This is a genomic window from Chryseobacterium culicis (assembly GCF_002979755.1).
Classification (GTDB): Bacteria; Bacteroidota; Bacteroidia; order Flavobacteriales; family Weeksellaceae; genus Chryseobacterium; species Chryseobacterium culicis_A.
Genome location: NZ_PCPP01000003.1, coordinates 228,999 through 245,573 on the forward strand (window position 1 = coordinate 228,999; position 16,575 = coordinate 245,573).

Below are 16,575 nucleotides of genomic sequence, written 5' to 3' on the forward strand. Positions count from 1 at the left end.
GAAAAAAGAAATTGTCTCAAAAGTCAAACAATTTGCATTTTATCATTCTGACGAAGGAAGAGTCTTATTTGTAATTTGTAATATGAGATTCTTCACTACATTTCATTCAAAATGACACTTTTGAGACCACCTTTTTGTTTATTCTTTTTATTATTTTCTGATAGTTTTAGTGATACTGCGGCCATCTTTGTAAAGAATTTTCACAAAATATATTCCAGACTGAAGGCGGCTGATATTCATACTGTTCTGTCCTGGATTCATGAAAGTCATAATCTGAAGTCCCTGAGGAGTAATGACATCTACTCTGCTTATTTTACTGTAAGCACTTTCAGGTGCGAAACTGATCAGATGATCAGATACGATTATTGAAAAACCAGCTTCTTTATTGGTAAGCCCGGCAGTACAGCCTGTTCCTTCACTACAGTCACTTACCACCTTCCAGACCGCATTACTTCCCGGTGCTTCTCCCGGATTTGCATACCATTTGTTTTCCCAGATTTTACAGGCATGAAAAACCTTTGTTCCTGCTGTTGGATAAGTTTTTACCGGATTATATTCCTGTGCTCCACAATAGGTCACCGGCCCGCCTGATTCACATCCAGGACCCTCGGTACAAGCACTTACTTCCTCCCATACCATATTTGTTCCTGGCAGTTCTCCCGGATTCGCATACCATTTATTTTTCCAGATTTTACAGGAGTAAAAAACTTTCACTCCGGCTGTAGGATATGCATTAGCCGCATTATACTGCTCTGTTCCGCAATATGACTGACCATTACCAGGTGTTACTTTCTTTGTTCTGACTTTTAATTCATTACTCATATCAGAAAGCTGATCATTCATAGCAACAGATCTTACCGTATAACCATATTCTGTATCTTGTGCCAATCCTGTTCTTGAAAAGCTTGTTTGAACAGTCTCTCCTACTTTAATCCCATTTTCAAATACATGGTAATTTTTAATGCCTTGGGTATGGGTTGAGGCCATCCACATTAGGGAAACAGAATTTTCAGTAACTCCCATTGAATGAAGATTTGATGGCGCTGTGGGTTTTTCAGGAATACCCTCACTGTTCGTTTTTACACTGAGCGGAGCACTTTTCCCTGACATAAGTCCTGAAGAACCTTTGGCCTGTATTTCATAAGTATAAACTGTATTAGCCGTTAAACCAGTATCTTCAAACTGAGCCCCACTCACTTGCTGCACACTTTGTCCGTTGCGGAACACAATGTAAGATACGGCATCTGACTGTGGTGTCCAGCTAATTTTAGCAGAGGAACTGGTAACTCCCAGCTGCGTTAACCCTGTAGGAGTGGCTGGTGCTGAAACTCCTGTTCCTGAGGTTACATTCACATCAATAACATTATAAAATGCATTGGTAGTGTCTGCTACATCCCAGACCGCTAAAATAATATGGTAGCCCGTACGATTAGCAGGAACTGTGATCTGATGAGAAACATTATCCTGTGGTGGAGTTCCATTATGCATAACTGTACCAATGAGTTCAAGATTCTGACGAGTAAGCGGCTGATTGGGATCCCAACCCTGCTTGGTCATATAATAATGCCATTTTGCCGTCGCATGATAAGCTGTATATTTCCAGATAAACGCATTTATACCGGTAGTGATATTGGTTTTCTTCCACCGGTTAGCATTTTGGATATCCAGGGTAGTATCTCCTCCTATACTTCCATTAGCGGACGCAATCTTTCCATCCGCAGGCCCCAATGCAGGAAAGCCTTTTGGAGCTTCCAGAGAAGCGGGTTCATTAATTACAGAGCCATAGATTCCAAATGCGGCAGAATAACCCAATGCAGCCTTATCCAGGCTTCCCTGATATCCTCGTGAGGCAGGGCTCATTACATATCCATGTGCGGATACATGGATTAAAGAAGGTACCAGTATGGCCAGCATCAGCAATACCGGAAAAAAAATTTTACGTGTCATCATATTTTAATATTTTGGTGTTGATTGGGCTGAATTGATTGTAAGCAAAACGGAACTTACATCATCAATAATTCAAAAAATACAAGCGATATTAACCTGCAGCGTTTAAAACAGTTCAATTATAATATGTATAATAAAAAGCCAAACTATATAAAACAATATCATGAATATTAATAATTACATTAAAATTGTAAAATCCATATTGCGTTATATTTAAATATAAAATTAGGGTATTTTATATTACAAAAATATATAAATCCCATGATACTTATCACTAATAGTTGAAATATTTTCAATTAAAATTATACATGAATAAATGAAAGAACAAAAAAAAGAGGAGTTTACAAATCCTATTATAATATTCCAGCCGATTCTAAATAAAAAGCAAAGGCCATGAAATATTCACAGCCTTTTTCTATTTTCTACTCAACAGCTCTCATACTTATTATCAAGCTACAGGAGTATAGTTTATTTTCCCAGTACAAATACTGCAGGAATTTTATGCAGTTCCGGCTTTTGTTTTTGCCAGTCTTTTATTGATTTTGTTTTAATGAACTCATGCTCCGGATCGTTGATATTGGCAGCAATACAAAGCTTAGTATTCGGTGATAAAAATTTACACAGATCTTCAAAAAGCTGATTATTTCTGTACGGTGTTTCCATGAAAATCTGTGAATATCCGGTTTTCTGAACAAGCCCTTCAAGGTTCATGATCTGCTTCTTTTTCTCTCCTTTATCAATTGGAAGATAACCATGAAAAGTAAATTCCTGCCCGTTGAATCCACTGGAAATTAAAGCCAGAATAATGGATGAAGGCCCTGAAATTGGGATCACTCTGATGTTTTTCTCATGACACCATTTTACAATCAGGTTTCCGGGATCTGCAATACAAGGCAATCCGGCTTCCGACAACAATCCGAAGTCCTGCCCTTTCATCATCAGTTCCTGAGCTTCCTTGATATCTGCATTTTCAGTGTATTTATCCAATAAGAATAACTTCAGATCGGCCTGTTTTTTTTCAGGAGCAAAAAATTTCACAACCTTTCGCGCTGTTTTCTCGTTTTCCACGAAAAAATAATCTGTTTGCATGATATAATCTTTCAAAACAGGTGAAAAGTGGCTGATAGAAGTATTTTCAGATAAATAAGCAGGGAGTAAAAAAAGCATTGTATTATTTTTTAGTTCTTTCGTTAAGTGTAGGTTGAGGGAAGTATTTTGTAAGGTCCATGGAAAAAGTAACAGAAGTAATTTTCCAGGTTCCGTTGATCTTCATAAGTGTCCAGATTTCTTTTCCCCAGTTTTCCATTTTGCCATCGTACCAAAAGCTATAATCGAAATTGGCAGAAGCAACAGCTCCATCTTCCACTATCTTAATATTGTCAAATTTTTCTTCAGATTTATCATCTTTAAAACTTTTGATAAAAGCTTTATAATCATCTGCAAAATAGTAATCAGCCTTAGGATTTTTCTCCAGACGCTTAGCCTGTGTTCTGTCTTTATATATCCCGGTCCAAAGGACAGGTTCCTGAAATAAAGAAAGATATCTGGCTTCGTCTCTGGATTTAATACACCCCATAAAGTCATCCATAACTTTACGGATTTCTGTTTCATCTTTGGTTTGAGCGAAAGACAAACCACAGCTAAAAACAAGCAGTAACAGCAGTTTTTTCATGATTATTATTTTGATATTTGGTTTCTGATTGCGGTGCATCCTTTATCCAAAAGCTGGAATACCATTTCAAAATCTTTCATATCTCCCCAATAAGGATCCGGAACCTCAGCATTTTTGTGGTCTCCCAATACTTCTAAAAACAAAGATACTTTCTGTCGTTCTTCTTCATTTTTAGTTTTAGAAACTACATCTCCCAATACATCAATATCCATACAGTAGATCTTATCGAAGGTTTCAAAATCTATTCTGGTAATAGGTCTTGATCTTTGTTTTGATATATCAATATCGTGATGAGCAGCAGTTTTAATGGCTCTTTTGTCAGGGTGCTCTCCTTCGTGCATCGAAATGGTTCCGGCTGAATCTACCGTACAATTATCCGGCAGTTTTGCTTTCATAATTCCTTCTGCCAATGGGCTTCTGCATATATTTCCTAGACAAACCATTAATATTTTCATATGCTGTTTATTTAAAAAGAGTCTTTTATCACGACAAAACTAAATAAAAAATGAAGAATAAAACTATCCTTCATTTTAATTTATTTAAGCTCAATGCTATTTATTGTTTGATTCTTTCCGTAAGATCTTTTACGTACTTCTTGATTTCTTTATCAATTTTAGAAACATCTTTGATAGTATCACAAGCATACATTACTGTAGAGTGATCTTTTCCTCCCATTTCCTCACCGATTTTGGTAAATGTAGAATTGGTGAATTCTTTCGAGAAGTACATCGCAAGCTGTCTTGGCAAAGCAATCTCTCTTTTTCTTGTTTTAGAAAGCAACTGCTCTTTTTTGATTCCGAAATAATCACACACCACTTCCTGAATGTAAGGAATATTGATGATCTTTTTCTGGTTGGCAGCAATTCTGTTGATCGTCTCCTTAAGCAATTCAAGACTAAGGTCTCTCTTATATACTGTAGAGTAAGCAATCACCGAGTTAATTACTCCGATAAGTTCTCTTACATTGGTTTTCGTTTCCACAGCAAGGAAGTCAAGCATATCTCCCGGAAGAACAATTCCGTCTCTGCTTAATTTATCTTCGATAATCTGTCTTCTTGTGGACAGATCCGGTGATTTGATTTCTGCAGAAAGTCCCCATTTGAAACGGGAAACAATTCTGTCCTGAATATCCATAATATCTGCCGGTGCTTTATCGGAAGTAAGGATAATCTGTTTTCCATTCTGATGCAGGTGATCAAAAATATGGAAGAAACTGTCCTGAGTAGCTGATTTTCCAGACAGGAACTGAATATCATCAATAATCAGTACATCTACCATTTGATAGAAATTCGCAAACTCAGTTTGTTTATGTGCTTTGGCAGCAGAGATAAACTGCTGGATAAATTTTTCAGAAGACAGATAAAGAACTACTTTATCTGGAAACTGGTTTTTTACTTCAAGACCAACCGCTTGTCCTAAGTGTGTTTTTCCAACTCCATAACCTCCGTATAAAAATAATGGGTTAAAAGCTGTTGCACCAGGTCTTTTTGCAATAGATCTTGCTACAGTGGCTGCAAATTTATTGCTTTCACCTTCTACATAACTATCAAAAGAATAGTCAGGCTTCAGGTTAGAATCTATATTTACTTTTCTAATTCCAGGAACTACAAACGGGTTTACAATATTAGCAGAAAAACCTTGTGGCATTGTTTCCTGTGTTTTTGGAGTAGGAACACTTTGTCCCTTGATGTTCATGGTAACTGGTTTTTCTTCACCTTTTGGTCTGTTTTCCATCACAGAATACCATAATTTCACTCCTTTTCCAATATTTTTCTTCAGGGCAGCAGAAAGCAAGGACAGATAATTGTCCTCTATATATTCCTTGTAAAAATCGCTCGGTACGATCAACGTAAGGTTGTTGGCCACCAATGAAAGCGGCTGAACCTTATCGAATAGCATATCGAAAGATTTTTCAAGTTTTTTAAGGTCAGAATTGTCTTCAGCAGCGTTGAGGTTATCGCGCATAAACTGAAGGCATTTCTGCCATATCATCATTAAATTGTCATCCATTTTTTAAGCCCCGATTATTCTTTGTTTGTACTGTGTTTAGAAGGAAGACAAAGGTCCAATTTTTTCTTTTCAAAAAAAAATATTGCAGGTATTGATTATTTAAAAATATATTTGTATGTATAATTTAACACGTAAAATGATACACACAACACACTCAATACGAGTACGTTACGCAGAAACAGACTCAATGAAATATGTATACTACGGAAACTATGCAACGTACTTCGAAGTAGCGAGAGTTGAACTCTTCAGAAGCATAGGAATTTCATACGATGAAATTGAAAACCAAGGAATTTGGCTGCCCGTTTCCGACTATAAAATTAAATATATCCGCCCAGCTTTATATGATCAAAAATTAGAAATTCATACGTATGTAAAAAAAATTCCGGGCGTAAGAATTGAATTTGAATATGAAATTTACAATGAAGAGCATATTAAAATAACAGAAGCTTCCACTACTCTATTCTTTTTGGATGCAAAAACCAACAAAGTCATCAAGTGTCCGGAGTTCCTGATGGAAATGATCGAGAAGAGTTGGAAGGAGGGGTGATAGGTAGTAGATATCAGGTAGCAGGAATTAGCGATTAGCGATTAGGGATTAGGGATTAGGGAGATATCCTGTAAAATATTGATGGAAGACCATTGATGTCAATGGTGAATTTTGCTTCGCAGGTGAAAGGTGAATTTTTTAACGCCATTAAGATGTTTATCTCTACTTAGTCCATAACAAAAGAAACCCGCAACAAAATAAACCAGCAACTCTCAACCCGTAACAAAACAAAACCGTCACACGCACTCTATTTATGAATTAATTCGCACCTTTGTACCTTTATTTTAATCATCCCTTATATTATATATTATGAAGATTGCATTTTTGGGACCTCATGCCAGTTTTACCCAGCTTGCCGCTGCCCAACTATTTCCCAATGAAGAGTTATTACCACAAGCCAGTATTCTGGATTGTTTTAATGCGGTTGAAAACGGAGAAGCAGTAAAAGCGGTTGTACCTTTGGAAAACTCTATTGAAGGAACCGTATCTATGACGCTGGACTATTTATATAAGACTCCGTCTATTAAAATAGAAGCAGAAGCAGTAATGCCTATTGCTCACCATCTAATGATTCATCCGGAAAACGCCATAAAGAATATTGAAAGAATATATTCTCACCCGCAGGCGCTTGCACAGAGCTTTCATTTTCTGGATACTCATTATAAAGAGATTCCGAAACAGGATTTCTCTTCAACTGCCGCTGCCGCTAAATTTGTTTCTGAGAATCCCGGCACTCCTATTGCAGCAGTAGCCAACCAGTTTGCCGCTAATTTATATGGTTTGAAAATCATCAACCGTAATATTCAGGATTTTGAACAGAACCACACCCGATTTATCATCATTTCGAAGGAACAGAATACATATCAGAATGATCAACTGGAAACACTGGGCGAAAAATCAGGAATGCTGATCACTCTTCCGGAAGACCATCCTGGTGGACTGCATCAGGTTTTATCTGTTTTTGCGTGGAGAAAAATGAATCTCAGTAAAATTGAATCCAGAACTTTAAAGACCGGATTGGGAAATTATTTCTTCTTCATCAATGTTGAAGGGCCATGGAAAGAGGTCTTGCATGAAAACGCACTAAAAGAGTTGGAATCCCTCAATGCCAATGTTGATTTTCTTGGAAATTATAAAGAATTTCTTCTGGAGAGCTAGAAAAAATCAATAAATCTATACAAAAAACACCGCTGTTAAGGCGGTGTTTTTTTTGTTTCTACTCTTAAAAATACAAAATTCAAAAAAAATTTACCCTAAATAACCCTACTACAATTTCTTTTGTTTAAATAAAAAATAACCCACATTATAGAGAGAATTATCTTTTTATAAAGCACTGATAAACAATAATTTAAATAAAAATTAAATATAATAAGTCGTAATTGAATTATGCATAAATATCAATTAAAATATAAACATATGTTTAAATATATTACATCATATTAACATTAAAATTATAAATATCACAATGCTGGGTATAATTTTTATTGTATATTTGCTTAGCAACTAATTAAAAATCTTGATCATGAAAACTAAACTTTACAGCTTAATGTTAGCATGTGCAGCGTTACCATTATTCTCACAAGTAGGTATCAATACAGCTACTCCATCTGCAACTTTAGATGTTAACGGAACTATGAAAGTTCGTGATACCCCTGCAGCTACAGCGCTACCCGGATATCAAGTTTTAGCAATTAACCAGGGAACTACTCAGGTTTACAGTGTGGATCCAGCGCTATTAATAGCAGCATCAGGAACTAATACTTCTGTATATGCAGCGAAAAAAACAACGGGCATCACTCTTCTGAGCGTAGGAGCTTTCCCAGCATCTTTCCAGCCTGTCAACTTTTTAGCAGCCGACCGAAACATTGGTAGCTCCTCTTTATTTACAGATGGCGACGGTGCTTATAACATCCCGTCAACCGGTGTATATGCTGTCGGATTTGCATTCAGATATGGAACAGGATTACAGGCATCCCTATTATCAGGAACTCCGGGAATCGGTATCGCAAGAACCAGAACAGGAGTATCAACAATAATAGACAGCCGTCCTTTCAGTGGTGTTAACCTTGCATTGGCAGTTAACTTAACACTTTCTGATTCCAGCATCCATTCTTTGTATTCATTCCAGGCGGGTGACAAAGTATCATTCGGACTTACCGATGCCGGTGTTTTCACTGTAGGATTATTGGGATCCAGTATTGCATCATTCTACATTTACAAAGTATCAAACTAGTAAAACATATTGTTAGTTATCTATACCATTTAACCCATCGCTTATACCGCGATGGGTTAATTTTTTAAATGAGCATATCAAACATTTCTTTATATTTGATAAAAACTAATGAAATGAATGAATTTGTTGCTGTCATACTCCTTATAATCATCTTCATTATTTTCAACAACCTGAACACCAAAATCAGAAAGCTTGAAAAGGAGATCTCTGATCTTAATTATAAACTCAATAATACTCCTCCGGCTCAAACTGAAGCCGTTCATAAGAAAACACCAACGGAAGAAACTTTTATACCACAGCAGGTTTATCATGAAGAGGCAAAACATCATGAAAATAGTGAAAAGACCTCAACACCAGTTCAAAAAGACTGGCATACTCCTGTTCTTGATTTTTTAAAACAAAATACCCTTACCATTATTGGTATTTTCACCCTCGTTCTTGGGATTGGTTATTTCGTGAAATACGCTATCGATAAAAATTGGATTGGAGAAACTGCAAGAGCTGGAATCGGTTTCTGTACCGGAGCAGGAATTATCATAACCGGACATTTTCTGAGAAAAAATTACCAAGCCTTCTCTTCCATCATTACAGGAGGCGGAATTGCCGTCTTATATTTTACAGCCACAATTGCCTTTCGTGAATATCATCTGTTTACCCAAAACACCGCCTTTGTCATAACCGCACTGATTACCGCAGCCTCTATCATCTTATCCTATTATTATAAGAGTGAAGTATTGATTATCTTTTCCCTGATAGGTGGTTTTTCAGCTCCTCTGATGATCAGTACGGGACAAAGCAATTATCTTTTCCTTTTTATTTATATTACTCTTTTAAACACCGGAATGCTGGCAGCCTCTTTTCTGAAGCACTGGAAAAGCGTGGGATGGACCGCTTATATTTTCACAACAGCCTATCTTTTCTTCTGGACCGATGAAAGTCCCGAACTTTTAAGCATTACTTTTTATCTGATCAGCTATGTGATTTTCTACATTTTTGCCCTGCACGACTATTTCAGAAAAAATATACTTTCAACCTCTGATATTTTAATACTCGCGCTCTTAAATTTATCGAGTATTTTAGGACTGCTTTATATTTTTGACACCCTAAAATATGAGCCTCCGATTATTTTCCCTCTTATTTTTACTGCTTTAAATTCTGTTCTTCTGTTTAGGGAATATACCCGCAAAAACTTTGGAATTGCTTATTCTGTATTCGCAGGACTTGTTACCAGTCTTATAACCATTGCAATTGCCATTCAGTTTAAAACCCATCTCATCACCAGTATTTGGGCAATAGAAGCTACTCTCCTTCTTTTCATATGGAAAAAAACAGGTCATAAGATTTTCAAAATTTTCTTTTACATTCTGTTCCCATTAGTTATGATCGCCCAGCTTGTAACCTGGACAGAATATTTTGGGACAAAAGATTTCAATATTATATTCAATCCTCCGTTTATTACCAGTTCGTTTACCATAGTTTCCATCATGATTAATTTATATTTATTAAGGAATACGGCAAAAGAACTACAAGGGAAAGCCAATAATATTTTTGAAGATCTTATTACGATCATCAGCTACGGAGTTATTTATATTACTTTCCTCCTTGAAATCACGTATCACATTTCGGAAATGCCGTGGTCAGCAATTACCAGCGTAGGACTTTTATTCAGTATTTATTATATTTTTATCTTATTACTTTTCAGAAAACCCCTGAATATCAGAAATGACATTCAGACTCTTCTGATTTATCTGTTTTTTTTCCTGCTGATTATTAATACATCCGCTTCTACACCGCCTGTTATCACCGCTATTTTAACAAAAAAATTACATATAAGTTTCTATTTTTTACATCTGATACAATGGATACCCTTTATCTATATAGGTTATAAAATCATTCCTTCTTCTGCGTTTCACAAACAACAGATTTCATACTGGATACTGTCTTTAGCACTTATCATTTCTGTAAGTTGTGAACTGCACCATTCTTATATTGTAATGGTTTCCCATAGTCTTACCCAGTCTTATGAAGCAAGTAAACATTTCAATATTCTTTATCTTCCTATTATATGGACAATTCTTGCCAGTATTTTTATTTATAATGGTTTGAAAAAAAATATTCAGGAATATAACAAAATTGGTTTTGCACTGATAGGGCTCATGGTATTAAAGCTTTATGGTTACGATGTATGGCAAATGGACAATATTTCAAGAATCAGCGCATTTATTGTGCTCGGAATTATTTTACTATTGAGTTCTTTCACTTTCCAACGCCTGAAAAATATGATCAAAAATATGATGGATAAAAAAGACAAAACCGAAGAAAGCACAGACTGATAATCAGGGTAAAAGTTTTTATTTCTAAATAAAATTTAAAACAATTCAAGATTTTATTCAAATTTTATAAAAAATAACTATATTTATCACGTTTTTAACAGTTACATATTCTGATTATGAAAAAATTACTCTATTCTTTTTTAATACTATCCTCCGCTACTTTATTTGCACAGCAAAAAAATCCTGCTGTGAAGTTTGCAGTGGCTGACAACGCTATTGGAACAGTAGAATTGTTCAATACAAGAAAGAACGTATTGCAGGTTTCAAAAGTATACAATACTCCGGCAAGCCTTCCGCAAAGTTTAAAAAAATACAGTTCTGTTTTTACAAAAGGGTTAACTGAATATAAATTCAAAAACGGAGAAAATATATTTGACAGAATGCCATTATCTGACATCAATGTACAATATAAAATCCCGGCAAATAATCCTGTATTTATTGATGGGTATGAATTTACAGACACAAGCACTGTAATTTATCCTGAAATCAAGAAAAGAACAGAAACAAAAGATTACAACGGTAAGAAAACATTATTTATTTACACTACCGAAAATTAATATCATAAAAAAGGATGCTTACAACAGCATCCTTTTTATTTTAATATTTATTGTTCCACTTTTTCTTAAGTTCTTCATAAATTTTCTTTTCTGTAGAATTATTACCAGGTTCATACAGTTTCACATTCCTGATTTCTTCCGGAAGGAAGTCCTGTTCTACAAAATTCCCTTCATAAGAATGGGCATATTTATATTCTTTACCATAATCCAGATCTTTCATGAGTTTTGTTGGGGCATTCCTTAAATGAAGTGGCACAGGCAGATTTCCTGTTTGTTTCACTAAAGCCAGCGCTTCATTGATAGCCATATATGCTGAATTACTTTTAGGAGAAACCGCCAGATATACAGCCGTTTCACTTAATATAATCCTTGCTTCAGGATTCCCGATTACATTAATCGCCTGAAAACAATTATTGGCAACCACCAAAGCGTTTGGGTTAGCCAGCCCTACATCCTCAGCAGCCAGAATAAGCATTCTTCTTGCAATAAACTTGATATCTTCCCCTCCGGCTATCATTCTCGCCAGCCAGTACACCGCTCCGTTCGGATCACCACCACGCATCGATTTGATAAAGGCTGAAATAATATCATAATGCTGCTCTCCGTTTTTATCATACAGCGCCATAGTCTCCTGAAGCACTTCAAGAACATCAGAATTAAGAATTTCCTTTGTATCAGAGTTTTTATATTGATTCAAAACCAATTCTACAGAATTAATAAGTTTTCTGGCGTCCCCTCCGGAATATTGAATGAAAGCTTCTTTTTCAAGGATGGTAAAATCTGTTCCTTCATCTTTATTGTATCTTCCAAAAGCAATATCGATCAATTCTTCAAGTTTTTCGTAACTCAAAGCCTTTAAAATATACACCTGACTTCTTGAAAGCAAAGCCGAAACCACCTCAAAGCTTGGATTCTCTGTAGTGGCTCCAATCAAAACAATCCAGCCTTTTTCTACTGCATGCAGTAATGAATCCTGCTGAGACTTATTAAACCTGTGGATCTCATCAATAAACAGAATCGGTGATTTTCCTGAAAACAGATTCTGCTTTTTGGCATCCTCAATCACATCACGTACCTCTTTCACCCCTGAAGAAACCGCAGACAGTTTATAGAATTTTCTCCCCGACTGCTCCGAAACAATTTCAGCCAGCGTAGTTTTCCCGGTGCCTGGAGGCCCCCAGAATATCAGTGAATTCAAGGTGTTGTTTTCAATCATTTTTCGGATTGTTCCCTTGTCTCCGGTAAGGTGCTCCTGCCCCAATACATCATTCAGGGTTTTGGGTCTTAATTTTTCAGCTAATGGAATATTTTGGTTCAAAGTAATTCTATTTTTTAAGATCAAAGTTCCGGATTTCTGATCTCCGAAACTTATAACAAATTTAAACTAATTTTCATTTTTTTACCCTATTTTTGCATTGTTTTGAAACTTACATTCAATAAAATCATTACATTTCCACTGGTAATTTTGATCAAATTTTACCAATGGTTCATCTCGCCCTTACTTCCCAAAAACTGCCGCTACGAACCTACCTGCTCTCACTATATGATTGAGTCGCTTCAGGTACATGGTGTCTTTAAAGGTTTCTGGCTGGGATTTAAAAGGATTTTAAGATGCCACCCATGGGGAGGAAGCGGTTATGACCCTGTTCCACCCAAACATAAATGTCAATAATCAAACTATTAAATCAATAGAAAAATGAATACTATCTTTTTCAGAATCTATCTTGTGCTGTTTGCGTTTACAACGCAGCTTTTTTTTGCACAGGAATACCCTGGAGGTTTATCTGACGGAACTTTAGATATCAATGGAAGCAATGTTCCTGTAAAAATCTATTCTACTACAGAAATGGGAGACCTTACGGCTTTTCCAGACAGAGAATCAGACAAGAACCAATCTTTTGTTGTGATCCTTAATGAATCCAATTTTGAACCTGCTTATTATAACTATGGTGCTTCCACTTTAGCGAAGTACAAAGATTCAAAGTACCAGTTTTTTGATAAAAATTTCAAACTTATTGATACTGCAGTTACCAAAGAAAACATTACCACTTTCAAGTATGCAGTAAAGTCAGTAAACCCCATCACTGATGCTGATAAAGTAGAACTTAAAACTTCATTTAAAATATGGGATCCTTCGAAAGGTATTCATATCGGATCATTTACTCTTCATTTTTATAGTTTAATGTTTGTATTTGCCTTTGGTTTCGGATATATTTTAATGACAAGAATCTTTAAGATTGATCATGTTAACCAAAAATACCTGGAACCTTTGTTCACATGGACATTAATCGGAACTATACTTGGAGCAAGATTAGGACATGTTATCTTTTATCAGCCGGAATTATTTAAAGAGGATTTCTGGAGTGTATTTTTACCAATAAGCACAAAAAATGGTTTTAAATTCACAGGGTTTTCAGGTCTGGCGAGCCATGGTGCAACAATCGCTTTGATTTTCACCACTCTATATTATTCATTTAAAATCATCAGAAAAAATCCATTCTGGGTATATGACAGATTGGGGATTGTAGTTGCTTTAGGAGGCGCATTTGTAAGAATGGGGAACTTTTTCAATTCTGAAATTGTAGGTAAACCTGCTGATCCAAATTCTCCGTTTGCTTTGCTTTTCCCACAACAGAGCAGTGAGTATGGGCTTACTGTACCACGTTATCCAAGCCAGTTATTTGAGGCGGTAGGATATGTTTTATTATTCATTTTATTATGGATACTTTACAGAAAAACAGATAAAAAATACCAACAGGGATGGTTATTCGGTCTGTTCTTTATCATTCTTTGGGCCATCAGATTCTTCGTTGAGTTCCTTAAAGAGCCACAAGGCGATGAATTCATCCAGATAGGTGGTCTTAATACAGGCCAGGTTCTTTCTATTCCATTTATGATTGCAGGAGTTGTCATTATGATTGTTTCGAAGAAATTTAAGATCACTCAGGCTGAAAACGAGAAGCCGGAATAATCGTAAGCAAAAAGACCAACATATAAAAAGGCAAATTTGTAGAAATACAGATTTGCCTTTTTTAATATCTTAAAATTATTTCACTATTGTCTCATTACAGGCTCTTCTCCACCTTTCTGTTCAGCTCTTCAAAAACATTCCCGAATTCATCAATGACATCTGTAGGCAGCATAGATTCTTTTGAATGTTTTTCAGAAGCAATATCCGCCGCTCTTCCATGCAGCCAAACACCCAGAATACAGGCTTGCTCCGGAGAATATCTCTGCGCTAAAAGCGAGGTCAGAATTCCGGTAAGAATGTCTCCACTTCCTCCTTTTGCAAGACCGGCATTTCCCGTTATGTTATAAAATACATTTCCTTGTGGAGTAATGACTTGTGTGTGATGATCCTTTAATACAATATAAATATCCAGTTCCTTTGCTTTTTCCCTGGCTAATTCAAGCCTTTTAAAAGAATGATCTGTACTCCCAAAAAGCCTTTCAAACTCTTTCGGATGAGGAGTAATAATGGATTTCTTAGGAATTAATTCTAAATATTTTGGATCTTTTGAAAGGATATTCAAAGCATCAGCATCCAAAATCAAAGGTTGGGAATAGTTTTTCAGAAAACTCAGAAAGCTTTTTTCAGTATCGGAATGAGTTCCCAGACCAGGCCCTATGCCACAGGTAAAATCCTTGTCAAATTCAAAATTTGTCATGACCTGCTCTCCTCCTTTTATAAACATGGCTTCAGGACATGAAATCTGTAAAATTTCGTAGCCGCACTCTGGAGCCAGCGTAAAAGTAAGTCCTGCCCCGGTTTTTAAAGCTGATTGTGTTGCCAACACTGCGGCACCTATTTTTCCATAGCTTCCGCCTATGATAACCGCCTTACCATAGCTGCCTTTATGGGAAAACTCCTGTCTCGGAATGAATATCGATCCTACCTGCTGATCATCAATAACTGAATATTCAGAATCAGTTGTATCAGCGTATATCTGACTTAAATCAATATCCAATACTTCTACTTTTCCGGTATACTTTCCAGTTTCCGGATGTAGAAAAGTGCGTTTCCAGCAGTGAAGGGTGAGCGTGTAATCGGCTTTCAGAATAACAGAATCATGGGTAAACATTTCATCAGCAGACAACCCGGAAGGAATATCAATGGATATTTTAATATTCTTTTTGGTATTCAACTGTTCAACTAGCGTTTTGTATTCTCCTTCCAACGGTCTGGACAATCCTGTTCCGAAAAGAGCATCAACAATAATTGTTTTATCATCAAAATTATAATATTCATTTTGATCAAACTTTCTGACTGAAATTCCTGACAAATCCCGGAGCCTTTTCAGATTAACAGAAGCATCTTCTGAAAATTTTATTTTAGAATCACTTATAAACACATCCACATCAAAACCTTTCAGATAAAGTATTCTTGCAACAGCCAATCCATCCCCTCCATTATTTCCTTTGCCACAAAATACGGCCAGTTTTTTATGATTTTTACAATGTTCTGAGATCCAATGAGCCAAAACCATTGAAGCCCTTTCCATTAATTGAATGGAAGAAACCGGCTCCTGAGAAATCGTAAACTGATCCCAGCTGCGTATCTGTTCTGCAGTGAAAACTTTCATAGGCAAATCAACTTTTAAGCAAATTACAAAAGATTTTTCATTATGATATCACGTCATTAATAAAAATAAACAGTCATCACTAATGAAATAAAATATTGAAACAAAGTCAAAATATTCATTAAAAACAGATCATAGGAATTCGGCATAAAATTCAATATTTTGGGAATAAAAAACTATAAAACGTAGTGTTCTTTACATTTTTTAATTATATTTTTGTGTATATACTAATTAAAAAAAATATAAATTATGGGATTTGTAAAGGAATTTAAAGAGTTTGCCTTTAAGGGTAATGTTCTCGATCTTGCTGTCGGTGTGATCATTGGGGCAGCATTTGGAAAAATTGTTTCGTCTTTGGTAGAAGATGTAATCACGCCTCTGATATTAAATCCGGCATTGAAAGCAGCCGGCGCAGAAAACATTGCAAAACTTACATGGAATGGTGTTGCTTACGGGAATTTCCTTTCAGCAGTCATCAGTTTTCTTTGTATTGCAATGGTTCTTTTCTGGATCATTAAACTGGCTAATAAAGTAAACAAAAAAGATGCTCCGGCTCCTGCAGGACCTACGGAAGATCAAAAATTACTGACTGAGATCAGAGACTTATTGAAAAGTAAAAATATATAAGCTGCATAAACAGTTTTACAATAAAAAAGCACCTCGATTGAGGTGCTTTTATTATATTATATCATT

15 protein-coding genes are annotated in these 16,575 nt (G+C 35.9%); 8 read left to right on the forward strand and 7 right to left on the reverse strand.

The genetic code is table 11. From position 1 onward, the window contains the following. Nucleotides 1–150: 150 nt before the first annotated feature. The 5 genes from CQ022_RS17565 to dnaA all read right to left on the reverse strand — a co-directional run bounded on the left by CQ022_RS17565 (nucleotide 151) and on the right by dnaA (nucleotide 5,629). Nucleotides 151–1,950: a lytic polysaccharide monooxygenase gene (locus tag CQ022_RS17565; protein ID WP_105683613.1), complete on the reverse strand. Its 1,800-nt coding sequence runs from the start codon at nucleotides 1,948–1,950 to the stop codon at nucleotides 151–153. A 465-nt stretch (nucleotides 1,951–2,415) separates the two neighbouring features. Then, nucleotides 2,416–3,114 carry an SAM-dependent methyltransferase gene (locus CQ022_RS17570; RefSeq protein WP_105683614.1) on the reverse strand — a complete coding sequence of 233 codons (699 nt, stop codon included), beginning with the start codon at nucleotides 3,112–3,114 and terminating at the stop codon, nucleotides 2,416–2,418. Between the two features lie 4 nt (nucleotides 3,115–3,118). Further along, on the reverse strand, nucleotides 3,119–3,619 hold the full coding sequence (locus tag CQ022_RS17575; RefSeq protein ID WP_105683738.1) for a nuclear transport factor 2 family protein: 501 nt from the start codon (nucleotides 3,617–3,619) through the stop codon (nucleotides 3,119–3,121). Nucleotides 3,620–3,624: 5 nt separating this feature from the next. Continuing rightward, nucleotides 3,625–4,074, reverse strand: a complete 450-nt coding sequence (locus CQ022_RS17580) for a low molecular weight protein-tyrosine-phosphatase (protein WP_105683615.1) — start codon at nucleotides 4,072–4,074, stop codon at nucleotides 3,625–3,627. A gap of 100 nt (nucleotides 4,075–4,174) precedes the next feature. Further along, the gene (gene dnaA / locus CQ022_RS17585) at nucleotides 4,175–5,629 is read right to left on the reverse strand and encodes a chromosomal replication initiator protein DnaA (protein ID WP_047376841.1); all 1,455 of its coding nucleotides are present in this window, start codon (nucleotides 5,627–5,629) and stop codon (nucleotides 4,175–4,177) included. A gap of 136 nt (nucleotides 5,630–5,765) precedes the next feature. On the opposite strand from dnaA, the gene CQ022_RS17590 reads away from it, so the two are divergent. The 5 genes from CQ022_RS17590 (at nucleotide 5,766) to CQ022_RS17610 (ending at nucleotide 11,302) form a co-directional block, all read left to right on the forward strand. Further along, complete coding sequence (locus CQ022_RS17590; RefSeq protein WP_105683616.1) at nucleotides 5,766–6,179, forward strand: acyl-CoA thioesterase; 414 nt, start codon at nucleotides 5,766–5,768, stop codon at nucleotides 6,177–6,179. A 309-nt stretch (nucleotides 6,180–6,488) separates the two neighbouring features. Further along, a complete protein-coding gene (pheA, locus tag CQ022_RS17595) occupies nucleotides 6,489–7,337 on the forward strand; it encodes a prephenate dehydratase (protein ID WP_105683617.1) in 849 nt (282 codons plus the stop codon). 364 nt (nucleotides 7,338–7,701) lie between these two features. Beyond that, nucleotides 7,702–8,412, forward strand: coding sequence for a hypothetical protein (locus tag CQ022_RS17600; protein ID WP_105683618.1), 711 nt, complete (start codon nucleotides 7,702–7,704; stop codon nucleotides 8,410–8,412). 113 nt (nucleotides 8,413–8,525) lie between these two features. Continuing rightward, a complete protein-coding gene (locus CQ022_RS17605) occupies nucleotides 8,526–10,745 on the forward strand; it encodes a DUF2339 domain-containing protein (RefSeq protein WP_105683739.1) in 2,220 nt (739 codons plus the stop codon). A gap of 116 nt (nucleotides 10,746–10,861) precedes the next feature. Then, nucleotides 10,862–11,302: a hypothetical protein gene (locus tag CQ022_RS17610; RefSeq protein WP_105683619.1), complete on the forward strand. Its 441-nt coding sequence runs from the start codon at nucleotides 10,862–10,864 to the stop codon at nucleotides 11,300–11,302. 40 nt (nucleotides 11,303–11,342) lie between these two features. Here CQ022_RS17610 and CQ022_RS17615 read toward each other — a convergent pair whose 3' ends face one another. Continuing rightward, nucleotides 11,343–12,620, reverse strand: a complete 1,278-nt coding sequence (locus CQ022_RS17615) for a replication-associated recombination protein A (protein WP_105683740.1) — start codon at nucleotides 12,618–12,620, stop codon at nucleotides 11,343–11,345. A gap of 102 nt (nucleotides 12,621–12,722) precedes the next feature. Here CQ022_RS17615 and yidD point away from each other — a divergent pair, with 102 nt between their 5' ends. Together yidD and lgt are read left to right on the forward strand one after the other, a co-directional pair. Then, nucleotides 12,723–12,974, forward strand: coding sequence for a membrane protein insertion efficiency factor YidD (gene yidD / locus CQ022_RS17620; protein ID WP_034695943.1), 252 nt, complete (start codon nucleotides 12,723–12,725; stop codon nucleotides 12,972–12,974). A gap of 450 nt (nucleotides 12,975–13,424) precedes the next feature. Then, nucleotides 13,425–14,273, forward strand: a complete 849-nt coding sequence (gene lgt / locus CQ022_RS17625; protein WP_105683741.1) for a prolipoprotein diacylglyceryl transferase — start codon at nucleotides 13,425–13,427, stop codon at nucleotides 14,271–14,273. 94 nt (nucleotides 14,274–14,367) lie between these two features. On the opposite strand, the gene CQ022_RS17630 is transcribed toward lgt, so the two are convergent. Continuing rightward, complete coding sequence (locus tag CQ022_RS17630; protein ID WP_165791683.1) at nucleotides 14,368–15,885, reverse strand: NAD(P)H-hydrate dehydratase; 1,518 nt, start codon at nucleotides 15,883–15,885, stop codon at nucleotides 14,368–14,370. A gap of 246 nt (nucleotides 15,886–16,131) precedes the next feature. Here CQ022_RS17630 and mscL point away from each other — a divergent pair, with 246 nt between their 5' ends. Then, nucleotides 16,132–16,509, forward strand: coding sequence for a large conductance mechanosensitive channel protein MscL (mscL, locus tag CQ022_RS17635; RefSeq protein WP_047432100.1), 378 nt, complete (start codon nucleotides 16,132–16,134; stop codon nucleotides 16,507–16,509). The last annotated feature ends 66 nt before the right edge of the window (nucleotides 16,510–16,575 follow it).